The 18245-nt window shown below is 60.7% G+C and carries 18 protein-coding genes and 5 tRNA genes; 7 read left to right on the top strand and 16 right to left on the bottom strand.

The genetic code is table 11. The features are described 5' to 3' along the window. Position 1: 1 nt before the first annotated feature. On the bottom strand, positions 2-1018 hold the full coding sequence (locus CWI66_RS13905) for a patatin-like phospholipase family protein (protein ID WP_198517591.1): 1017 nt from the start codon (positions 1016-1018) through the stop codon (positions 2-4). A gap of 30 nt (positions 1019-1048) precedes the next feature. Beyond that, entirely contained in the window at positions 1049-1933 is an 885-nt protein-coding gene (locus CWI66_RS13900; protein ID WP_100732005.1) for an alpha/beta fold hydrolase, read from the bottom strand. Between the two features lie 341 nt (positions 1934-2274). Here CWI66_RS13900 and CWI66_RS13895 point away from each other — a divergent pair, with 341 nt between their 5' ends. Further along, complete coding sequence (locus CWI66_RS13895; RefSeq protein WP_016914453.1) at positions 2275-2718, top strand: LexA family protein; 444 nt, start codon at positions 2275-2277, stop codon at positions 2716-2718. After that, positions 2715-4100 carry a Y-family DNA polymerase gene (locus CWI66_RS13890; RefSeq protein WP_100732004.1) on the top strand — a complete coding sequence of 462 codons (1386 nt, stop codon included), beginning with the start codon at positions 2715-2717 and terminating at the stop codon, positions 4098-4100. Before CWI66_RS13895 ends, CWI66_RS13890 begins: the two co-directional genes overlap by 4 nt. Here the strand turns inward: CWI66_RS13890 and CWI66_RS13885 are convergent. Both CWI66_RS13885 and CWI66_RS13880 read right to left on the bottom strand, forming a co-directional pair. After that, complete coding sequence (locus CWI66_RS13885) at positions 4023-5486, bottom strand: sodium-dependent transporter (protein WP_100732003.1); 1464 nt, start codon at positions 5484-5486, stop codon at positions 4023-4025. The two genes, CWI66_RS13890 and CWI66_RS13885, sit on opposite strands and share 78 nt — an antisense overlap. 87 nt (positions 5487-5573) lie before the next feature. Next, positions 5574-6791, bottom strand: coding sequence for a YbfB/YjiJ family MFS transporter (locus tag CWI66_RS13880; RefSeq protein ID WP_100732002.1), 1218 nt, complete (start codon positions 6789-6791; stop codon positions 5574-5576). A gap of 223 nt (positions 6792-7014) precedes the next feature. Between CWI66_RS13880 and CWI66_RS13875 the strand changes: the two genes are divergently transcribed. The 5 genes from CWI66_RS13875 (at position 7015) to CWI66_RS13855 (ending at position 12416) form a co-directional block, all read left to right on the top strand. After that, positions 7015-8274, top strand: coding sequence for a M20/M25/M40 family metallo-hydrolase (locus CWI66_RS13875; RefSeq protein ID WP_100732001.1), 1260 nt, complete (start codon positions 7015-7017; stop codon positions 8272-8274). Next, positions 8255-8821: an SLC13 family permease gene (locus tag CWI66_RS13870; protein ID WP_232710925.1), complete on the top strand. Its 567-nt coding sequence runs from the start codon at positions 8255-8257 to the stop codon at positions 8819-8821. Before CWI66_RS13875 ends, CWI66_RS13870 begins: the two co-directional genes overlap by 20 nt. 285 nt (positions 8822-9106) lie before the next feature. Beyond that, on the top strand, positions 9107-9904 hold the full coding sequence (locus CWI66_RS13865; protein WP_232710923.1) for a MipA/OmpV family protein: 798 nt from the start codon (positions 9107-9109) through the stop codon (positions 9902-9904). A gap of 64 nt (positions 9905-9968) precedes the next feature. After that, positions 9969-11621 (top strand): alpha/beta hydrolase, encoded by a 1653-nt coding sequence (locus tag CWI66_RS13860; protein ID WP_100731999.1) that lies wholly within the window; start codon positions 9969-9971, stop codon positions 11619-11621. 642 nt (positions 11622-12263) lie between these two features. Next, complete coding sequence (locus CWI66_RS13855; RefSeq protein WP_100731998.1) at positions 12264-12416, top strand: metallothionein; 153 nt, start codon at positions 12264-12266, stop codon at positions 12414-12416. Positions 12417-12734: 318 nt separating this feature from the next. Here CWI66_RS13855 and CWI66_RS13850 read toward each other — a convergent pair whose 3' ends face one another. The 12 genes from CWI66_RS13850 to CWI66_RS13795 all read right to left on the bottom strand — a co-directional run bounded on the left by CWI66_RS13850 (position 12735) and on the right by CWI66_RS13795 (position 18241). Further along, positions 12735-13016 carry an addiction module antidote protein gene (locus CWI66_RS13850; protein WP_100731997.1) on the bottom strand — a complete coding sequence of 94 codons (282 nt, stop codon included), beginning with the start codon at positions 13014-13016 and terminating at the stop codon, positions 12735-12737. Then, a complete protein-coding gene (locus tag CWI66_RS13845) occupies positions 13013-13315 on the bottom strand; it encodes a type II toxin-antitoxin system RelE/ParE family toxin (RefSeq protein WP_100732011.1) in 303 nt (100 codons plus the stop codon). The genes CWI66_RS13850 and CWI66_RS13845 overlap by 4 nt, the downstream gene beginning before the upstream one ends. 323 nt (positions 13316-13638) lie before the next feature. After that, positions 13639-13726, bottom strand: a tRNA-Ser gene (locus CWI66_RS13840). A gap of 107 nt (positions 13727-13833) precedes the next feature. Then, a complete protein-coding gene (locus CWI66_RS13835) occupies positions 13834-14340 on the bottom strand; it encodes a YiiD C-terminal domain-containing protein (RefSeq protein ID WP_100731996.1) in 507 nt (168 codons plus the stop codon). A 25-nt stretch (positions 14341-14365) separates the two neighbouring features. Next, complete coding sequence (locus tag CWI66_RS13830) at positions 14366-14926, bottom strand: nitroreductase family protein (protein ID WP_100731995.1); 561 nt, start codon at positions 14924-14926, stop codon at positions 14366-14368. 26 nt (positions 14927-14952) lie between these two features. After that, entirely contained in the window at positions 14953-15786 is an 834-nt protein-coding gene (gene queF, locus CWI66_RS13825) for an NADPH-dependent 7-cyano-7-deazaguanine reductase QueF (protein ID WP_100731994.1), read from the bottom strand. Positions 15787-15824: 38 nt separating this feature from the next. Then, entirely contained in the window at positions 15825-16598 is a 774-nt protein-coding gene (locus CWI66_RS13820) for an ABC transporter permease (protein WP_016914465.1), read from the bottom strand. Then, positions 16595-17557 (bottom strand): ABC transporter ATP-binding protein, encoded by a 963-nt coding sequence (locus CWI66_RS13815; RefSeq protein WP_016914466.1) that lies wholly within the window; start codon positions 17555-17557, stop codon positions 16595-16597. The genes CWI66_RS13820 and CWI66_RS13815 overlap by 4 nt, the downstream gene beginning before the upstream one ends. A 267-nt stretch (positions 17558-17824) precedes the next feature. Further along, positions 17825-17899 (bottom strand) — tRNA-Gly (locus CWI66_RS13810). A gap of 74 nt (positions 17900-17973) precedes the next feature. Continuing rightward, positions 17974-18049: transfer RNA gene (locus CWI66_RS13805), tRNA-Glu, on the bottom strand. A gap of 19 nt (positions 18050-18068) precedes the next feature. Continuing rightward, a tRNA-Gly gene (locus CWI66_RS13800) sits at positions 18069-18143 on the bottom strand. A gap of 22 nt (positions 18144-18165) precedes the next feature. Then, a tRNA-Glu gene (locus CWI66_RS13795) sits at positions 18166-18241 on the bottom strand. Positions 18242-18245 lie beyond the last annotated feature (4 nt).

Raw genomic sequence — 18245 nt, 5'->3', positions numbered from 1 at the left:
CTCACTCGGTAGCGTCCGAGGCAATACAGGGCATGCGCCGCTCCAGCGCCTGATCTGCCAGATGGCGCCCCAGGCGAATCAACTCGTTGGCGCGGTGGAACTCATAGGTACTGCAAACGGTTTTGGGCACTTCGATCAGCACATCCGGCGGATACCCGGCCACCTTGTACTTGGCCAGCGCCGCCTGGGTGATATCGAACGACTCCAGAATCATGTCCAGCTTGCCCCACTCCCGCTTGCCGCGCAGGTCGACGGTTTCATCGTCATCGCTCTCTTCTTCACCGCCGCCCAGGCCGCCCCACAGTCGGCGCGTGGTGGCGCGCACTTCGCTCATCCAACCGCCAATGTTGGCCTCTCGCTCGCGCTCCGAGGGGGTCTGCGGCGGGGCAGGCTCGTCACGGGGCAGCAGCTCTTCCAGGGTCACCGGCTGCGGGCTATGGGCCGTCACGTTCACCGCCACCACAAAATCCGCTTCATGGGCGGCCAGAATGGGCATCATCGGCAGCGGGTTGAGCAGCCCGCCATCCACCAGCACCTGCTCGCCCAGGTTCACCGGAGTAATCACGCCAGGCACCGCAATGGAGGCGCGTATGGCGCGTAGCAGCGGGCCATTTTGAAACCACACTTCGCGCTGGCGTACCAGATCGGTGGCCACCGTGGTCACGGGGATCGGCAGATCCTCGATCAGTGCGTCACCCACCAGCTCTTCCAGCTTGCTCATGACCTTGTTGGCCCGCATGGCCCCCATGGGGCTCCAGGTCACATCGACCAGCTTCAGCACGTCCAGATAGTCGAGATGGCACACCCAATCCCGGTACTGGGGCAGCTTGCCCGCTGCGTAGATACCGCCAATCAGCGCGCCCATGGAACAGCCCGCTATCGAGATGATCTCGAAGCCCCGCGCTTCCAGCGCCTCGATCACGCCGATATGCGCGTAGCCTCTGGCCCCGCCGCTGCCCAGCACCAGAGCCACCTTGTTTCCCTCACCCAGCGCCCTCCCTGCCAACAGACTCACCACGGCACACCCTCCTTCTTATTTTTCACCGCTCTACTCTTCACCACTGGGACTACAGCAAATCACCTCGGCGACCTGGGCTACGGCCTGCGGCTCCAGATGAAGATGGTGCCCCCCCGCCAGCACATGGCGAGTGAGGCGGGGAACCGCCTGCCGAGCGGCCACCACCCACTGGCGCTCACCGAGAATACCGCGCTCTCCTTCTATCAATAGCACGGGGGCTTGAATCTCTGCCAGTATGGCCAGCACCTGCTGCGGCGTCAGGCGGACCAGGGAAGGCTTCAGCAGGCGGCTGTCGGTGCGCATGGCGACCTTGCCATCCGCCGTGGCCTGGGTGTTACGCTCGACCAGCGGCCTGGCCGTGATGGCATCCAGCGGCGTCACGCCGCCTGCCACCCGGGCGGCAATGGCCTGTTCGATATCCGCATACCGGGGCGTGCGCGAAGCGACGCGGCGGTGGGCGGTGAGGCCCTTGCGCAGCTGGCTGGCCGTCTCCTCTGCGGGCGTATTCAGTGCCCCCAGGCCATCCAGCAGCACCAACCGTGCGACACGCTCGGGCAGCGCCGCTGCCAGCAGGCAGGAGACTGCAGCCCCCATCGAGTGCGCCAGCAACGTGGCCTGCTCGATCTCCAGCGCCTCCATGGCATCCAGCACATCGTGAAGGTAGTCCCACAGCGCATAGTCGCTGCCGAAGGGCGCATGGGCCGAGTGGCCGTGCCCGCGAAAATCGAGGGCAACGATACGAATGTTGAGTCGCTTTACCAACAAGGGGGCCAGCCGCGAGAAGCTCGCCGCGTTATCCAGCCAGCCGTGCAGGGCGACCCACACCGGGGCATCGTGGCGCCCCCAGCTCAGGGCCGCCAGGCGCCCATTGGCCAACGACAGCGGCGTACTGCCGCTAAACTCGGAACCTTTCATCAGCCCTCTCTCTTCACAAAAAACCCTGCGCCGGATGACGCTTCGAGCACCAAACGTTACCATGCCTGGCACAGCCTATGCGCTGATTTCGAGCGGCCCATGGTGGGCCACCCTTGCCTATCTGCTGGAGACAACCCGATGAAACCTCGTCGCGACACCCGCGCTCGCAATCTCGTGTTCTGGATCACGGTCATCAGTGCGCTGGTGGTTGGCCTCTGGCTAGCCCGTTAGCCCCCGTACTCATACCTTCATCCCGGCACCTTGCATTTTTTTCCGCATGAATGAATACTGGCTATAAATACTGTATATAAACACACTATTCATTCGTGAGGAGCCCGACGATGCCGTCTCAACCCACTGCCGTTGCGACCGCCTTGCCGTCAACGCCCTTGCCTCTACCGTTTGCCTCGCTGAGTGGGCGCGCGGGTTTTAGCGGCTTTCCTTCCCCCGCGCAGGATTACGAGCCGCGCACGCTGGACCTCAACACGCGGCTGATCAAGCACCCGACACAGACGTTCTACCTGACCGCCCGCGGCGACAGCATGGAGGGGTGGGGCATCTTCGACGGCGACCTGCTGGTGGTAGACCGCAGCGTGCCGCCTCGGCTGGGCCACATCGTGGTCGCCCTGTTCGACCAGGAGCTGTTGATCAAGCGCTACGCGCTGTATCGCGGTACGCCGCATTTGTGCTCGTCTCATCCGCACTACCCTCCGCTGCCGCTGGAAGAGGCCGAGTGCCAGCTATGGGGGGTAGTGCGCGCCGTCATTCATGAGTATTTGCCATGATCGGTCTGGTGGATGCCAACAACTTTTACGTTTCCTGCGAGCGGGTATTCCAGCCCACGCTGGAAGGCAAGGCCGTGGGCGTCATGTCCAACAACGATGGCTGCGTGATTGCGCGCTCTGCCGAGCTGAAAGCCATGGGCATTGCCATGGGGACGCCAGCGTTCCAGCTGGAAGGGCTGCGGCGTCGGGGCCAGATCCATTTGTGCTCTTCCAACTACGAGCTGTACGGCGACATGTCGGCGCGGTTGGCACAGCTGCTGCGTGAAGCCTGCCCAGAGGTCGCCCCCTACTCCATTGATGAGATGTTCATTTACCTGGATGGCTTCGATGACGCCCAGTGCCAGGCCATGGGCGTGGCGCTACGCCGCCGTGTTCGCCGTTACCTGGGGTTGCCCGTCTGCGTTGGGCTGGCGGCCACGCATACGCTGGCCAAGCTGGCCAATCACGTGGCCAAGCAGCAGCCCCACTATCAAGGGGTATGTCTGCTGGCTGCCCACACTGCCACCACCCAGGCACTGCTCAAACAGCTTCCGGTGAGCGAGGTATGGGGAGTCGGCCGACGGCTTGCCGAGCAGCTCGCCGTGAGCGGTATTCGTACCGCCTGGCAGCTGCGTGATAGCGACCCTAGGCAGTTGCGCAAGCGCTTTTCGGTAGTGTTGGCGCGCACCGCCCTCGAGCTGCGCGGCACGCCCTGCCTGGAGATGAACGCCGTCGAACAGCCCCGCCAACGCATCATGACCTCGCGCTCGTTTGGTAAAACCACCGGCGTAAAAGAGGAGCTTCACGCGGCGCTGCGCCGCCACGCCCAGCGCAGTGCCGAAAAATTGCGCCAGCAAGGCAGCCTTGCCCGCGCCGTCCTACTGTTTTTAAACACCAACCGCCACCGCAAGGACCAGCCCCAGCTGTCGCCTAGCGCGATGATTCCGCTTGAAGCGCCCACCGACGATACTCGCGTCATTCTGGAAGCCGTTCGCGAAGGGCTCGACCAGATGTATCGCCCTGGCTTTCAGTTTATGAAGGCAGGCGTAATGCTGCTGGACTTGGTGGATGCACAGCAGTATCAGCTCTCTCTGCTACAGCCAACCACCAAGGCGCACCCTCACTTGATGAAGGCGGTAGACGAGATTAATCAGAAGATGGGGCAAGGCACGCTGCGCTTTGGGATGACTGACGCCGACGCGCCTTGGCAGCTGCGCTGTGAGCACCGCTCAAGACGCTACACCACCTGTTGGGATGAGTTAATGGAGGCAGGCACTCACCCTGGCGCGATTGCCGCCGCCAGGGTGAAGCGTGAACAGCAGCGCTTAGCGGGCGGAAAGCGCTTGGCGAAGGCGCGGGCTAATGGCTTCGCCCACCACTGCCACCAGGACCAGCAGCGCTAGCAGCACCGGCCAGTGGGCAGCAAAAGAAACTTGGTACAGGCCAAGGGCATCGACAAAAATCACCAAAATACCCAGCGGACTCACGTAGCGCACCATGGCTAGCCACAGCGTATAGGGCAGCGGCGCCAGCCCCAGCTCGTCGCGGAACGTCTCGCTCTTGAGCACGAACCCGGCCAGCAGCACCATGCCCAACCCGCCCAGCGGCATCATCCAACGGGACGTCAGGTAGTCCAGCCAGTCGAAGAAGTGCCTGCCCGCCAGCGTCCAGTCAGCGCCCAGATTGAACGACAGCATCGCCAGCGTGCTGATCAGCCATAGCACGATCCCGGTGGACCAGGCGGCCACCGGACGCGTGACGCCCTTGTTGTCGCACAGCCAGGAGACGGTGGCTTCGACCATCGAGATGGACGAGGTCAGTGCCGCCATGGAGAGCATCAAAAAGAACAGAATACCGAACAGGGTGCCCAAGGGCATGGCCTGAAAAGCCAGCGGCAGGCTCATGAAAATCAGCCCCGGCCCTTCGCCAGGATTCATGCCGTTGGCAAAGATCACCGGGAAGATCGCCAGCCCGGCCATCAGCGCCACCACGGTATCGGCCAGCGCCACGCTGACCGTGGTACGCCCGATGGAGGCCCCTTTGGGGAGATAGCTGCCGTAGGTGAGAATGGCCCCCGAGGCCAGCGACAGCGTAAAGAAGGCGTGCCCCAGCGCCGCCAGCATACCGGCACTGGACAGGCTGCCCGCATTGAACGAGAACAGGAAGCGGACGGCGTCGCCAAAGCCACCGGAAAACACGCCAAACACGATCAGCAGCACCAGCATCAGCACCAGGCCCGGCATCATCCAGCTGACGCTCTTCTCGATCCCCTCCTGTACGCCCTTGCCCACGATCAGCATGGTCAACAGCGTCACCAGCGTGCTCCAGCCACCCAGCACCCACGGATTGGCGTTGTTGGCCGCAAAGATCGCCGCCATGTCATCGACGCTGCTGCCCGCCAGGCCACCGGAGAGCATCTTCCACAAGTAGGAGAAGGACCACCCAGCCACCACCACATAGAACGACAGAACCATGAACCCGCACAGCATGGCCATCCAGCCGATCAGCGACCAGCCGGAGGAGCGCCCCGATTCGCTGACCACCCGGCGAATGGCATCGATGGGGCTACCGCGACCACGACGACCAAAAGCGATCTCGGTCATCATCACGGGCACCCCGACGGCCAGGATACAGGCCAGATAGACCAGCACGAAAGCGCCACCACCGTACTCACCGGTGATATAGGGGAATTTCCAGATATTGCCCAAGCCTACCGCCGAGCCGGTAGCTGCCAACACAAAGCCCCAGCGGCCCAGCCACTGAATACGCGGTTGTTCAGAAGACGCCATGCCCTTCTACCCTGTCAGAAAAAGTGCCTATCCTAGAGGATTTTGCCCTCGAAGCCCACGCATCTCTGGGTCGCGCCAGCGCTTTTTCTATGCGGCCAGCGCCTTGGCCTCAGCGTCCAGCCGCTGCGCCGTGTAGTCGATGCGACGTAACCATATCAACAGCAACGCCCCTGTCGTCACGAAGCCACCGGCCAACCAAAGCCCCAGGTAGTAGTGCCCAGAGGCTTCCGCCAGCATGCCCGTCAGCGCCGGCGCAACGATTTGTGCAGCCCCATACGCCAGCGTCATTTGGCCCATCAAGCGAGCGGGGCTCGCTGGGTAAAGCCGCCCTGCCATGGTCAATACCAGACTCACACAGCCCAGAAAGGTACCGCCATACAGCACGGCGCTTACCAGCACGCCCGGCAAGGTCGGGCTGACGGCAGGCAGCACAATGCCAACGACCTGAACCAGCATCGCAACGATCAAGGCGCCCAGGTAGCCAATCCGCCTTGCTATCAGATCCCACAGCATTACAGTGGGAGCCGCTGCCAATCCGACTAGCGCGAACGCCCAGTTACCCGCTCCCGCCAGCAGCGGTTCACGCTCGACGATGGCGACCAGAAAGGTGGCGCTGATGACGTAACCGTACCCGGCACAAAAATAGGCAGGCAGCATCAAGCGCATGAAGGTACGGCTGGGCGGCCGGACCGGTGCAGCATGCTCAGACGTGCCTGGAAGCGGCTTTACGGGGCGAGGCAGCCAGCACCATGCGGGCACCAGCAGCACCAGCCCTAGCAGGCTAAAGCCCCACCATTGGGCTTGCCAGCCCAGCGCAAGCGCTTGCATGAATTCAACGGCCAGCGCCGCCACCACGATGCCAACCCCCACCCCAGCAAAATGGATCCCAAGCTCGCCACGCTGATGATGCTGAATCAGCCAATGGAGAATCAGTCCGGACGCCAGCAGCATGGAACCACTGCTGGATAACCCCGCGATAAACCGCAGGCCTGCCCATACCCAGAAGTGCTCGGTCAGCGCCATCCCTAGCGTACTCAGCACCGCCAATACGAGCCCAGTCCGGAACAGAGTATCCTTCAGGTGCAAGGTGCGGATAGATGCGGCCAGCACAGCGCCCAGCATGTAGCCGGCATAGTTGAGTGCCGCCAGCCAACCACCCTCGGCATCATTGAGCCAACTCTGCTGCTGCATTACGGGCAATAGCGGGGTATAGGCGAATCGCGCAATACCAATGCACAATATCTGGCTAAACACCCCTGCCAACAGAACTTTAAAACGAGGACTGACCAGCGTTTCTGCCGTCATGGCAACACTCCCAGGACATCGATACCATGGTAGTTTCATCAGCGTGCATACGTTAATGATCATAGTAAGGTGTTTCAGACAGCGCGTCATGACCACCTAGGTCGGGGGTGCGCTTATCCCGCGCGCATGCAACCGCCGCCGTTGCCCCACCCACTGGCGACAGAACACGCCACAATCTGTCAGACTAGTCATCACTGACCACCGCTGTAAGTGAGGTTTCACCATGACCGATACCGCAACACCCTGGACCCAGCCCATGCCGGACGCACAGTTCACCCTGATGCGTGACATTCTGGCGGCGCCCAGCCCCGTAGGCCTGGAGGGCGCCATGACCTATGGCGTTCTCAAGCCCTATTTCGAAAGCTTTGCCCCGGCGGGCTGGCACCTGCATCAGTTCAAGGGCAACGCCGGTGTGGTACTGGACACGCATCCGGGCCAGGACGACATGTTCAAGCTGATGATCATCGGCCATGCCGACAAGATCCGCATGCAGGTTCGCTCGATTGGGGAAGACGGCAAGATCTGGATCAATACCGACTCTTTCCTGCCGGGCGTGCTGATCGGCCATGAAGTCACCCTGTTCAGTGAAGACCCAGAGGCCCCAGGCAGCTACCGCCGCATCGACGGCGGCACGGTGGAAGCCCTGGGCGCGATTCACTTCTCCGACCCGGCCCAGCGTGATGGCAGCAAGGGCATCAAGAAAGAGCAAATTTACCTGGACCTGCAAATTCACGGAGAGAACAAGAAGCAGCAAGTCCTCAACCTGGGCGTGCGCCCCGGCGACTCGATCATCTTCAATCGTCCCATCCGCCCGGGGTTCAGCCCGAATACCTTCTACGGCGCCTACCTGGATAACGGACTGGGCTGCTTTGTCGCCGCCGAAGCCGCTCGGCTCGTTGCCGAAGCCGGTGGCACCGACAAGGTTCGCGTCATGTTTGCGATTGCCAGCTACGAAGAGATCGGCCGCTTCGGCAGCCGCGTGATGGCGGGCGAGCTGAAGCCCGATGCCATCATCGGCGTGGACGTCAACCACGATTACGTGGGCGCGCCCGGCATTGGCGACAAGCGCATGCAGCCGCTGGAAATGGGCAAGGGGTTCACGCTGTCGGTGGGCTCGATTGCCAGTGAGCAGTTGAATCGCATCATTGCCACCGCCGCCAGGGAGCACGACATTCCCATGCAGCGGGATATCGTCGGGGTAGATACCGGCACCGACGGCATGGCAGGCGTACTGGCCTCCATCGACAGCGCGGCCACCTCCATGGGCTTCCCCATCCGCAACATGCACACCATTTCGGAAACCGGCAATACCCAGGACGTATTGGCAGCCGTGCATGCCCTGGCACACACCATCCAGGCCATGGATGCCATGCCCGACCTGCATCAGGCTTTCAAGAACAACCACCCGCGCCTGGACGAAGCCAGCCCGCTTGCCCACCAAGGCAGCAGCAAACCGGAAAGCGATGCTGACAGCACCGACTGACCCCGGCACTTCCCCCGGCCTGCACTGGCCGGGGATTCTCTCCTCTCTCCTCTCTCCTCTGGCCATGCCCACGACGCTGATCGACCCCATGCCGCGCATCGTTCTGGGGCTGACGGCCTGGATGGCGGTATGGTGGGTGACCGAGCCGGTGCCCATTCTCGTGACCTCGTTTCTGCCCATGATCGTTCTCCCGCTGACGGGGGTGATGCCCATGAACGATGCCGTGGTGGGGTATGCCAACCCGGTCATCTATATGTACATGGGGGGCTTCATTCTGGCCATCGCCATCGAGCGCTGGAACCTGCACCGCCGTATCGCGCTCTCCATCGTCAACCGGATCGGCAACAGCCTGCGCAGCATCGTGCTGGGGGTTCTGGTTGCTTCCGCCTTTCTCTCGATGTGGATTTCCAACGCGGCCGTGTTCTCCAGCGGGCGTATCACGATCAAGCAGATGGCCAAGGCGGGGATTGCCATGAACCTGGTTAGCGCCCTCGTGATTACCCTGTTCGTCTATTTCATCATGCCGCTGTTGCTGCCCACGCCTTGAGCCACGATGGGCGAATAGCCAAAAAAACCCCGGCCATGGCTGGCCGGGGTAGTACTGCCCCTCCCTGATCCTTCTTCATGAACGTCCTGTTCATGCATCCCTGGTGCTCAAGCGCTCCTTGCTTGATAGTACTCCCTGAAGGCACGTTTCCTTATGCCACTGCCTACTCTGCAGCTTCTATATGACAACTGCATGAACCTGAGATAAATATCAAGCGCTGGCTTGCGATTGGTTTTAAACCAAACGTACAATCATGCACGTTTCTCTCACATTCTGGATGCTTCCATGCCGACTCGCTCCCTGATTTCAAGCCGTTACTCTCGCTCCCACTTACGCCCCCTAGGCTGCCTGGTAACGCTCGCCTGCATGGCCCTGGCCCCCATGGCGCTGGCCGACCAGTGGCGGGGCAGCGTGGGCGCGGGGATTGATTACGCCCCTGATTATGCCGGTAGCGACGACTACGAAGCCCGCGCACTGCCCGTACTGAACCTGGCCTATGGCGACCAGCTGTCCATCAATCTGCGCGATGGCATCGAGTGGCACGCCTTGCGCCAGGGCAACTGGAGCGCCTCGCCCTTTATCGGCTACACCTTCGGCCGCGATAACAAGGGTGACCTTGGCGCCTTCGAAAAAATCGATGGTGGCGCCACGCTGGGCTTGCGAGTCGGTTACCAGGATGGGCCCTGGCGCTACAGCGTGGCTGGCAGCCGCGCAGTGACCGGCGACATGGAAGGCGCCACGTTCTCGGCGAGCGCCACCCTGCGCACCCCGCTCAGCGAGCGTTTGCTGCTGGTGCTATCCCCCAGCGTCAACTACTCCAACGAGCGCTGGACTCAATCTCTGTATGGAGTTTCCGACCAGGATAGCGCCCGCAGCGGAGTGGCCACCTACGCACCGGATGGCGGCTATTGGCGGCTGGGCGCAAACGCCAGCCTGAGTTACGCCTTGACCCCTGAGTGGACAGCCACCGGCTTCGTCGGCGCTACCCGACTGACCGGCAACGCCGCCGACAGCCCGATCGTCGATGCGCTGGGAAGCCCCTGGCAGGCGCGGAGTGGGGTATCACTGACCTACCGTTTCTAATACACTAGCGTCTGGGACCCACACGCCAAATGGATTGCCCTCGAACCAGGCCATGAAAAACGTTATGGAAAACCGTCTCGAGCACTTTCGCATGAGGGCCTTGCTGAGCCGCTTGTCGGGCACGGGCCTACTGCTTGCCACGCTCTTTTTTGCCTTTTCACTCACCCCAAGCCTGGTGCCCCGCCCCTTGCTGGCTCAGGGCATCGTCTCCGGGCTCAGCGTCACGGCGGGGTATGCCCTGGGCGTCATTGCGCGCACGCTGTGGCACTACCTGCACCTGCCAGAGCCCAGAGCCGCTGTAGAGCGCACGCTCAAGCAGCTGGCCGCCCTGGTCGCGCTGGTGGTGTCGGTGATTTTTCTATGGCGCGCGGCCGAGTGGCAAAACAGCATTCGCGAACTGATGGAGATGGACCCCACCAGCGGCACACGCCCGCTGGCCGTGGCGCTGATCACCATGGGGGTCTTTCTGAGTCTGCTGCTGGTCGCGCGGCTGTTCAAGCGCACCTTCAAGCTGCTCTCGTACAAGCTTGCCCATGTGCTGCCCCATCGCACGGCCCAAGTGCTGGGCATCGTCTCCGCCGTGGCGCTGTTCTGGCTGATCATCGAGGGCGTCATCTTTTCTTACGCACTACAGGTGGCTGACCGCTCCTACCAGCAGGTGGACGAGCTGATGCAGGATGACCTGAGCCCCCCGCAAGCGGCCAATGTGCCCGGCAGCGCCGAGTCGCTGATCAGTTGGGAAGCGCTGGGTAGCCGGGGCAGGCGCTTCGTCACCCAGGGCCCTACGGCCGAGGATATGGAAGCGTTTCTGGGTGAGCCCGCGCTCGACCCCATTCGCGTCTATGTCGGGCTCAACGCCGCCGAAACCGCCACTCAGCGCGCCGAGCTGGCCCTCGAAGAGCTGATCAGAACCGGCGGGTTCGAACGCTCGGTCATGGTCATCGCGACCCCCACTGGCCGCGGCTGGATCGACCCTCGTTCCCAGCACAGCGTGGAGTATCTTCATCGCGGCGATATTGCCACGGTGGCCGCCCAGTACTCGTATCTACCCAGCCACCTGTCGCTGATCTCCGAAGCAGAGTACGGCGTCGAGAGTGCCCGCGCGCTGTTTTCGGCCATTTACCGCTACTGGAGCCAGCTGCCAAGCGATGAGCGACCGCAGCTTTACCTCTTTGGCCTGAGCCTGGGCGCGCTCAACTCGGATCTATCCTTCGATCTTTACGATATCATCGACGACCCCTTTCAAGGCGTGCTGTGGAGCGGCCCTCCCTTTCGCAGCGACACCTGGCGCGCCGTGACCGCCGACCGCGATCCGGGTTCCCCCGCATGGCTACCCACGTTTCGCGAGGGCGCGGTTGTCAGGTTCATGAACCAGACCCAAGGGCTGGAGGAAGCCGCTGCCCCATGGGGAGATTTCCGCATTGCGTTTCTGCAATATGCCAGCGACCCCATCACCTTTTTCGAGCCTGCGGCGTTCTGGCGAGAACCCGAGTGGATGCGCGCACCTCGTGGGCCAGATGTTTCTCCAGCGCTACGCTGGTACCCCGTGGTGACCATGCTACAGCTGCTGGTCGACCTGACCGTGGGCAGCGCCCCCGACGGCTATGGGCATGAAATCGCCGCCGAACACTACATCGATGCCTGGGCAGCCCTCACCGAACCCGACGGCTGGGATGCTGAGCAATTGCAGCGCCTGCGCGATCATCTGACGCGCTGACGATAACCCATTTCACCGGCAGGCTATTTAGCCTGCTATTTTTTGTGCCAACTGTAAAATTATAAACATTTGTTAAATATACACTTTATGATCGAGTAGCAGCATTTCTGTACTATTCAAGTACAATAAAAATACAATTTTATCTTGTACATTAATTGTCACTCACCTATAGTTCAAAGCGTTCGCGGCAGGGATACCGCGTGACAAGGGAATGTGCGCTTAGGATGAGCGAAGACGATTCAGGGACCGAGCAAGCTCAGGACGAGCTTTCGTCAATCAGGGAAGAAGAAGTACCGCAGTACACGGACTGATCATTCAGCACGCTCTGTACCGCGATGAAAAAAGCGTCCTCATTCGTGAGGGCGCTTTTTTTTATGTATCCTCCCCATGCCCCTTTCAGCAGGTACCCGGGTGATGCTCGATACCAGGCAGTTTTTCGCCAAGGGCCCGTGCACCGGCCCGAAGTTAGCAGCGACTTTGTCGCGATTCGCCGCCAGTTCGACTTTTCCTTGCGCTAGGCAGCGCCCTGGCGCGCTCGACGCCTTGACAGCAGTCATCACCAGCAAAAAACCTCACAACGCAATTACATAACACCCAGGGTGCGCACTACGCTTGAAGAGACAACCCACAGGAGGTTCTACCATGTCTCAGCAACAGTGCGCATGCCCGAAGTGTCATTGCAAGGTGGACAGCCACTCCATCGAAAAAGAGGGTCAACTCTTCTGCTCGACGGCCTGCGCGACAGGCCATGCCAATGGCTCTACCGATTGTGGCCATGACTGCAAGTGCGGTTGAACCCACCCGATAACCGCCCTCCCCACTGCGATGCCCGGCCAAACACCGGGCATCGGCCTATCAAAGCGTGCGAAACCGCCCATCACCGACTAGGCTTACCTTTCAACCATTCTCAAAGGAAGAGATCATGCCCTCTACTACTACCATCGTCGTCATTGTCGTCGTCATCGTAGCGATTTTCGGATTCAGCGGCGGCCTGCGTTTCTAGGATAGCGGCACGTCTCAACAGTGGTGTGTGATGCCCCTGCCTGGTCTATGCCTCACCAACGAAAACGCCCCGCTTGAAAGGCGGGGCGTATCACGGAATCGTTGATCGTCTTACGATACTTCAGCACGTAACGTAAAGCCCAAGGCTTTTGTCACCTTCATAATCGTTGCAAAACTTGGGTTTCCATCAGCAGAAAGCGCCTTGTACAACCCTTCGCGAGTCAACCCCGTATCACGAGCAAGCTGTGCCATACCACGGGCGCGGGCAATATCGCCAAGCGCTGCCGCCACCAGGGCAGCGTCGCCCTCTTCAAGGCAGGCTTCAAAGTACAACACCATTTCCTCTTCGGTATTCAAGTGGTCAACGACATCCCATTTACGCAGCGTGCTCATGGTGCCTCCTTCAAATCGCGTGCCAATTGCTTCGCGATATCAATATCTTTTGCCTGGCTGGATTTATCACCGCCCGCCAACAAAATAATCAGCTCATACCCCCGCTGGACAAAATAGACTCGATAACCAGGCCCGTAGTGAATCCTCAATTCCGAGACTCCTTCCCCCACCGGCTCACAATCCCCGAAGTTGCCCAGCTCAGCCCGGCGCAGACGAGCCAGAATTTTCGCTCTGGCCCGAGCATCGCGTAATTTATCGAACCAGTCCGAATAAGTGTCGGTTTCGCTAATTATTTTCATGTTCTTAATGTAAACCACAGTTCACACAAGAGCAAATAATCCCTTCAATACAAACCGCCATACGCACACCTGCAGCGCAGGATAGCGCCTATGTGTAGAAGGCATGTTGTGTTATGAGGCAATCAGGAGGCACGGTAAGCGCCTTAAACCATAACTGGAAAGTTAGCGTGGCTTTACGAAATCGGCGGTCAAGAGACAGCAGGACAGTGAGAAAAGAGAAACAGCTAGACCTGCAGTTCCCAGGGTGATTCCCAAATCAGTCACAAGACCCAGAAACGACGAAGGGGAATCAACATAAGATGTTGATTCCCCTTCTATATTCGTGGCGGAGAGGGAGGGATTCGAACCCTCGAAGCCTTTCGACTTACACACTTTCCAGGCGTGCTCCTTCGACCACTCGGACACCTCTCCACATTGTGTGCTCTGCTGCAGGGCGTTGCCTTTCTCAACAGAACGGCGCATATACTATGCGTTAAGCTGTGAAATAGCAAGCCTTTTTCACATCAGGGCTTTTCACGTCAAGAGCTGGGCAGCACGGCATAGCGGCTGCTGGCTTCCAGACATAGCGTGTCGCCGCAGTAGAGCTGCTGGCTGAGTGCGATGCTGCCTTTGCCGCGTTCGCGCAGCCGTTCTGCCAGCGTTGCGGGGCCGTCGCTGCTGCTGGGCGTACAGATGAGGCGGTAGTCGCCAGTCACCGGGGCAACGAAGCGCTGGCTGGCCTCCGCCACGACCACGTCTTGCGCCCTTCCCTGCTGGCGCAGCCACAGGGTCACCCAGCACCATCCTTGCAGGGTGGCTTGTGCCGCCAGGGCACCGCCAAAGCCGGTGCCTTTATCATTGAGGTTAGGCGCCAGCGCCAGGTGCCAGGTCAACGCGTCGTTGGCGTGGCTCACGTCACTGATGCCCAAGGCTCCCACCATGGGAATCGCCTCGCCCAGCCAGCGGTGGAAGGCGTGCAGGTCTTCCTTGCCTTCTGGCAGCGGTAGACGCGGGTGCGGTAGGCCTGGCTGGCGTGACGGGCTCATGGTGGGCTCCTCGGCGGTTAAGCGCTCAATCCCAGCGTTCGACGAAATCGGCGGCGTTATGCTCGGGTACCGGCTTGTGACGACCGGCCAGGCTGCCCAGGTAGATGAACGCGACCACTTCATCCTCCTTGTCCAGCTCCATTCCCTTGCGCACCACCGAGTCGAAGGCATACTTGCCGCTGCGCCACATGGCGCCCAAGCCCAGGGCGTGTGCGGCCAACAGAATCCCGTGGGCAGCACAGCCCGCTGAAATAATCTGTTCGACCTTGGGTACCTTGGCAATATCAGGCGTCACCTTGGCAATCACGGCGATCACCATGGGCGCGCGCAGGGGCTTTTTGCGGGCAGCGTTCAGGGTGTCATCGCTGGCGTGCGGGTCTTCCTGGAACTCCGCTTCGGCGAACAGTTCTCCCAGGCGCTCGCGCCCTTCTCCGACGAACTCGATAAACCGCCACGGGCGTAGCTCCTTGTGGTCGGGGGCACGCAGGGCGGCGCGGTAGATGGCGCTGAGCTGTTCCGGGCTGGGGGCAGGCTCGGTGAGCTTGCCCATGGAGCTACGTTCGTGCAGCAGCGTAAGAGCGTCCATTGGTGTCTCCTTGTCCTGGGTCGGTATCACTGGCGCGCCAGGCGTAGCGGGCTGGGCGGCGCCATGCCCGGCGTGGCACGCCAGGGGCTGATGTCCAGCCCACCACGGCGCACGTAACGCGCCAGCACCAGCAGTGATTCTGGCTGGGCGTACTGCATGAGATCCGTGAAGATATGCTCGACGCAGTGCTCGTGAAAATCCTGATGCTGGCGGTAGCCAATCAGGTAGCGCAGCAGTCCTTCGCGGTCGAGGCGCGGGCCTTTATAGCGAATCAGAACGCTCCCCCAGTCGGGCTGCCCGGTCACAGGGCAGTTCGATTTGAGCAGATGCGAATGCAGCGTCTCTTCCACGATATCATCGTGGGTGGTCAGGTGCTCGGCGCTGGGGGTGTAGTGGCTGACCTCGATATCCAGGTCGTCCAGGCACTCCCCTGGCAAGCGTCGCGGGGCCAGCGCTTCGTCATCCACCGGCAACAGCTCGACGCTGACCGGGGCACCCGCCGCACCGCTCAGGTCGCGCACCAGGGTGGCTTCCACCTCGGCTTGGGTGGCAAAGCGCGTCTGGTTGAGGCTGTTGAGGTAGAGCTTCCAGGATTTGGACTCGATCAACTGCGGCGAGCTTGCCGGCAGCCGAAAACGCGCCACTGCCACCACGGGCTTGCCGCGTCCATTCAGCCAGGAGACTTCAAAGGCGTGCCACTCGTCTTCACCCACGAAGGGCAACGCGCTTTCTTCGATCCCCAGCGGCGCGCGATTGGCCGCCCGAGGAATGGGATACAGCAGTGCCGCATCGTACTGTTCGGGGTAGGCAGAATCGCGCCCCAGCGGCGCGTGTTCCAGAGTATCAGGGCGGTGTGCCATGCAAAACGTCTCCATCAAACCAGGGGCCCTTGGGGCACTTAACTGCGAATACCTTTGCCACGCTCCAGCATGGTCAGCGCCACCATGAACAGCACCACGATGAACGCCATGATCGCCGTCAGCGCCCAGCCGACGGGAATGTCAGACACCCCCAGAAAGCCATAGCGGAAGACGTTGACCATGTACAGAATCGGGTTGAGCATCGAGACGCCCTGCCAGAAGTCCGGCAGCATCGAAATCGAGTAGAACACGCCGCCCAGGTAGGTCAGCGGGGTCAGGATGAACGTCGGCACGATGGAAATGTCATCGAACTTGTTCGCCAGCAGGGCATTGATGAACCCCCCTATGGAAAACAGCGCCGAGGTCAGCACCACGACCAGTATCGTGAGCAGCGGATGCTCCACCGTCAAGCGGGTGAAGAACAGCGACACCAGCGTCACGATGAGCCCGACGCCCAAGCCCCGGGCCATGCCGCCCAGAATGAAGCCGGAAAGAATCACGCTATTGGGCATGGGCGAGACCATCATCTCTTCCACCGAGCGCTGAAACTTGTTGGAAAAGAAGCTGGAGGCCACGTTGGAGTAGCTGTTGGTGATCACCGACATCATGATCAACCCGGGCACGATGAAATCCATATAGCTGAAGCCATCCATCTCACCAATGCGCGAGCCGATCAGGCTGCCGAAAATGATGAAGTACATGGCCATGGTGATCGACGGTGGCAGCAGGGTTTGCGGCCAGATACGGGTAAACCGCTTGATCTCCTTGAGCACCAGTGTCCACAGCGCGACCAGGGTTTGTGTGGCATTCATGCGTTGGCCTCCTGCTGCTCACGTTGATCCAGAGCCGCCTGGCTGCTCTCTACCATGGAAACGAACATCTCTTCCAGACGATTGGCGCGGTTGCGCATGGAAACCACTTGAATGCCCTGCTCACTGAGCGATGAGAACACGTCGTTCAGCTGCTGGCCTCGGTGAATGGCCACCGAAAGCTGGGAAGGCTCCACCTGATGAACCTCGAAACCCGGCACCTGCGGCGCTTGCGCGACGGGAGCCGCCAGGTCCAGCAGGAAGGTTTCGGTGTCCAGCTCGGCCAGCAGCTCGCGCACGCTGGTGTTACGCACGATCTCGCCGTGATTGATGATGGCGATATTGCGGCACAGGCTTTCGGCTTCTTCCAGATAGTGGGTCGTCAGAATGATCGTCGTGCCTTCGTCGCGGTTGATGCGCCGCATGTACTCCCACATGCTGCGACGCAGCTCGATATCCACCCCCGCCGTGGGCTCATCGAGAATCAGCAGCTTGGGGCGATGCATCAGCGCACGCGCAATCATCAGGCGGCGCTTCATGCCGCCGGAGAGCATCCGCGCGCTGCCGTTGCGTTTTTCCCACAACCCCAGGTCGGTCAGCAGCTGCTGGGCACGGGGCAGCGCTTCACTACGCCGCATGCCGTAATAGCCCGCCTGGGCCAATACGATATCCAGCACTTTCTCGAACTGGTTGAAGTTGAACTCCTGCGGCACCACGCCCAACTGGTACTTGGCTTTGGCAAAATCCTTGTCGATGTCGATACCAAAAATCGACACCTTGCCCGCGGTTTTCTGTACCAGGGAACATACCACGCCCAGAGTGGTGGATTTACCTGCCCCATTGGGGCCCAGCAGTGCAAAGAAGTCGCCCTGCTGAACGTCCAGATCAATCCCTTTTAACGCTTGAAAGCCGTTGCCGTACACCTTGGTAAGGCCACGGATCGACAATGCCGGTTCGGCCATGAACATGTCCTGTCAGCAAAATGAGAGCTTATGAAGCTAGATGGGAAGATATCGGGGCGAACGCATATTTTTTCAAGCTAACGAGCTTGCCGCTAGCGCAGACGTCATAGCACACATTACTTAGCCAGACCAAACGACACCCACGACAAAGCGCTGCTCAAGGCAGTGGCCGAACGGATAACAGAGACGAAGGGGATCCAGCGAGGGAGAATCAGAAAAAGCGATGGAAAGGCACGGACAAAGACACAGAAGGGATGACCGTTGAACTGGAGCGGGAAAGGAGATTCGAACTCCCGACCCTCGCCTTGGCAAGGCGATGCTCTACCACTGAGCTATTCCCGCAACATGAACGGCATTACTTATGGGAACCGGTTAAAACAACCGATGACGACAACCAAGTATCAGCGTCATGCGAGTGGCGTCCCATAGGGGGTTCGAACCCCTGTTCCCGCCGTGAAAGGGCGGTGTCCTGGACCACTAGACGAATGGGACACATGTACACGTAGACGACTGGAGCGGGAAAGGAGATTCGAACTCCCGACCCTCGCCTTGGCAAGGCGATGCTCTACCACTGAGCTATTCCCGCTTGATGTCGCTAAAAATCGGATTGGCGTCCCATAGGGGGTTCGAACCCCTGTTCCCGCCGTGAAAGGGCGGTGTCCTGGACCACTAGACGAATGGGACGTAT

The organism is Halomonas sp. 141, from assembly GCF_002810305.1.
Classification (GTDB): Bacteria; Pseudomonadota; Gammaproteobacteria; order Pseudomonadales; family Halomonadaceae; genus Vreelandella; species Vreelandella stevensii.
This window is presented reverse-complemented; position numbering and strand designations above follow the sequence as displayed.

Excerpts from the sequence above, each read along its gene's own strand:
- CWI66_RS13820 (WP_016914465.1), bottom strand. The coding sequence starts at position 16,598 with ATGAATGCCACACAAACCCTGGTCGCGCTGTGGACACTGGTGCTCAAG.
- CWI66_RS13885 (WP_100732003.1), bottom strand. The coding sequence starts at position 5,486 with ATGGCGTCTTCTGAACAACCGCGTATTCAGTGGCTGGGCCGCTGGGGC.
- CWI66_RS13880 (WP_100732002.1), bottom strand. The coding sequence starts at position 6,791 with ATGACGGCAGAAACGCTGGTCAGTCCTCGTTTTAAAGTTCTGTTGGCA.
- CWI66_RS13845 (WP_100732011.1), bottom strand. The coding sequence starts at position 13,315 with ATGAAAATAATTAGCGAAACCGACACTTATTCGGACTGGTTCGATAAA.
- queF (WP_100731994.1), bottom strand. The coding sequence starts at position 15,786 with ATGGCACACCGCCCTGATACTCTGGAACACGCGCCGCTGGGGCGCGAT.
- CWI66_RS13865 (WP_232710923.1), top strand. The coding sequence starts at position 9,107 with ATGCCGACTCGCTCCCTGATTTCAAGCCGTTACTCTCGCTCCCACTTA.
- CWI66_RS13895 (WP_016914453.1), top strand. The coding sequence starts at position 2,275 with ATGCCGTCTCAACCCACTGCCGTTGCGACCGCCTTGCCGTCAACGCCC.
- CWI66_RS13870 (WP_232710925.1), top strand. The coding sequence starts at position 8,255 with ATGCTGACAGCACCGACTGACCCCGGCACTTCCCCCGGCCTGCACTGG.
- CWI66_RS13835 (WP_100731996.1), bottom strand. The coding sequence starts at position 14,340 with ATGAGCCCGTCACGCCAGCCAGGCCTACCGCACCCGCGTCTACCGCTG.
- CWI66_RS13830 (WP_100731995.1), bottom strand. The coding sequence starts at position 14,926 with ATGGACGCTCTTACGCTGCTGCACGAACGTAGCTCCATGGGCAAGCTC.
- CWI66_RS13815 (WP_016914466.1), bottom strand. The coding sequence starts at position 17,557 with ATGGCCGAACCGGCATTGTCGATCCGTGGCCTTACCAAGGTGTACGGC.
- CWI66_RS13855 (WP_100731998.1), top strand. The coding sequence starts at position 12,264 with ATGTCTCAGCAACAGTGCGCATGCCCGAAGTGTCATTGCAAGGTGGAC.
- CWI66_RS13850 (WP_100731997.1), bottom strand. The coding sequence starts at position 13,016 with ATGAGCACGCTGCGTAAATGGGATGTCGTTGACCACTTGAATACCGAA.
- CWI66_RS13860 (WP_100731999.1), top strand. The coding sequence starts at position 9,969 with ATGGAAAACCGTCTCGAGCACTTTCGCATGAGGGCCTTGCTGAGCCGC.
- CWI66_RS13875 (WP_100732001.1), top strand. The coding sequence starts at position 7,015 with ATGACCGATACCGCAACACCCTGGACCCAGCCCATGCCGGACGCACAG.
- CWI66_RS13890 (WP_100732004.1), top strand. The coding sequence starts at position 2,715 with ATGATCGGTCTGGTGGATGCCAACAACTTTTACGTTTCCTGCGAGCGG.
- CWI66_RS13900 (WP_100732005.1), bottom strand. The coding sequence starts at position 1,933 with ATGAAAGGTTCCGAGTTTAGCGGCAGTACGCCGCTGTCGTTGGCCAAT.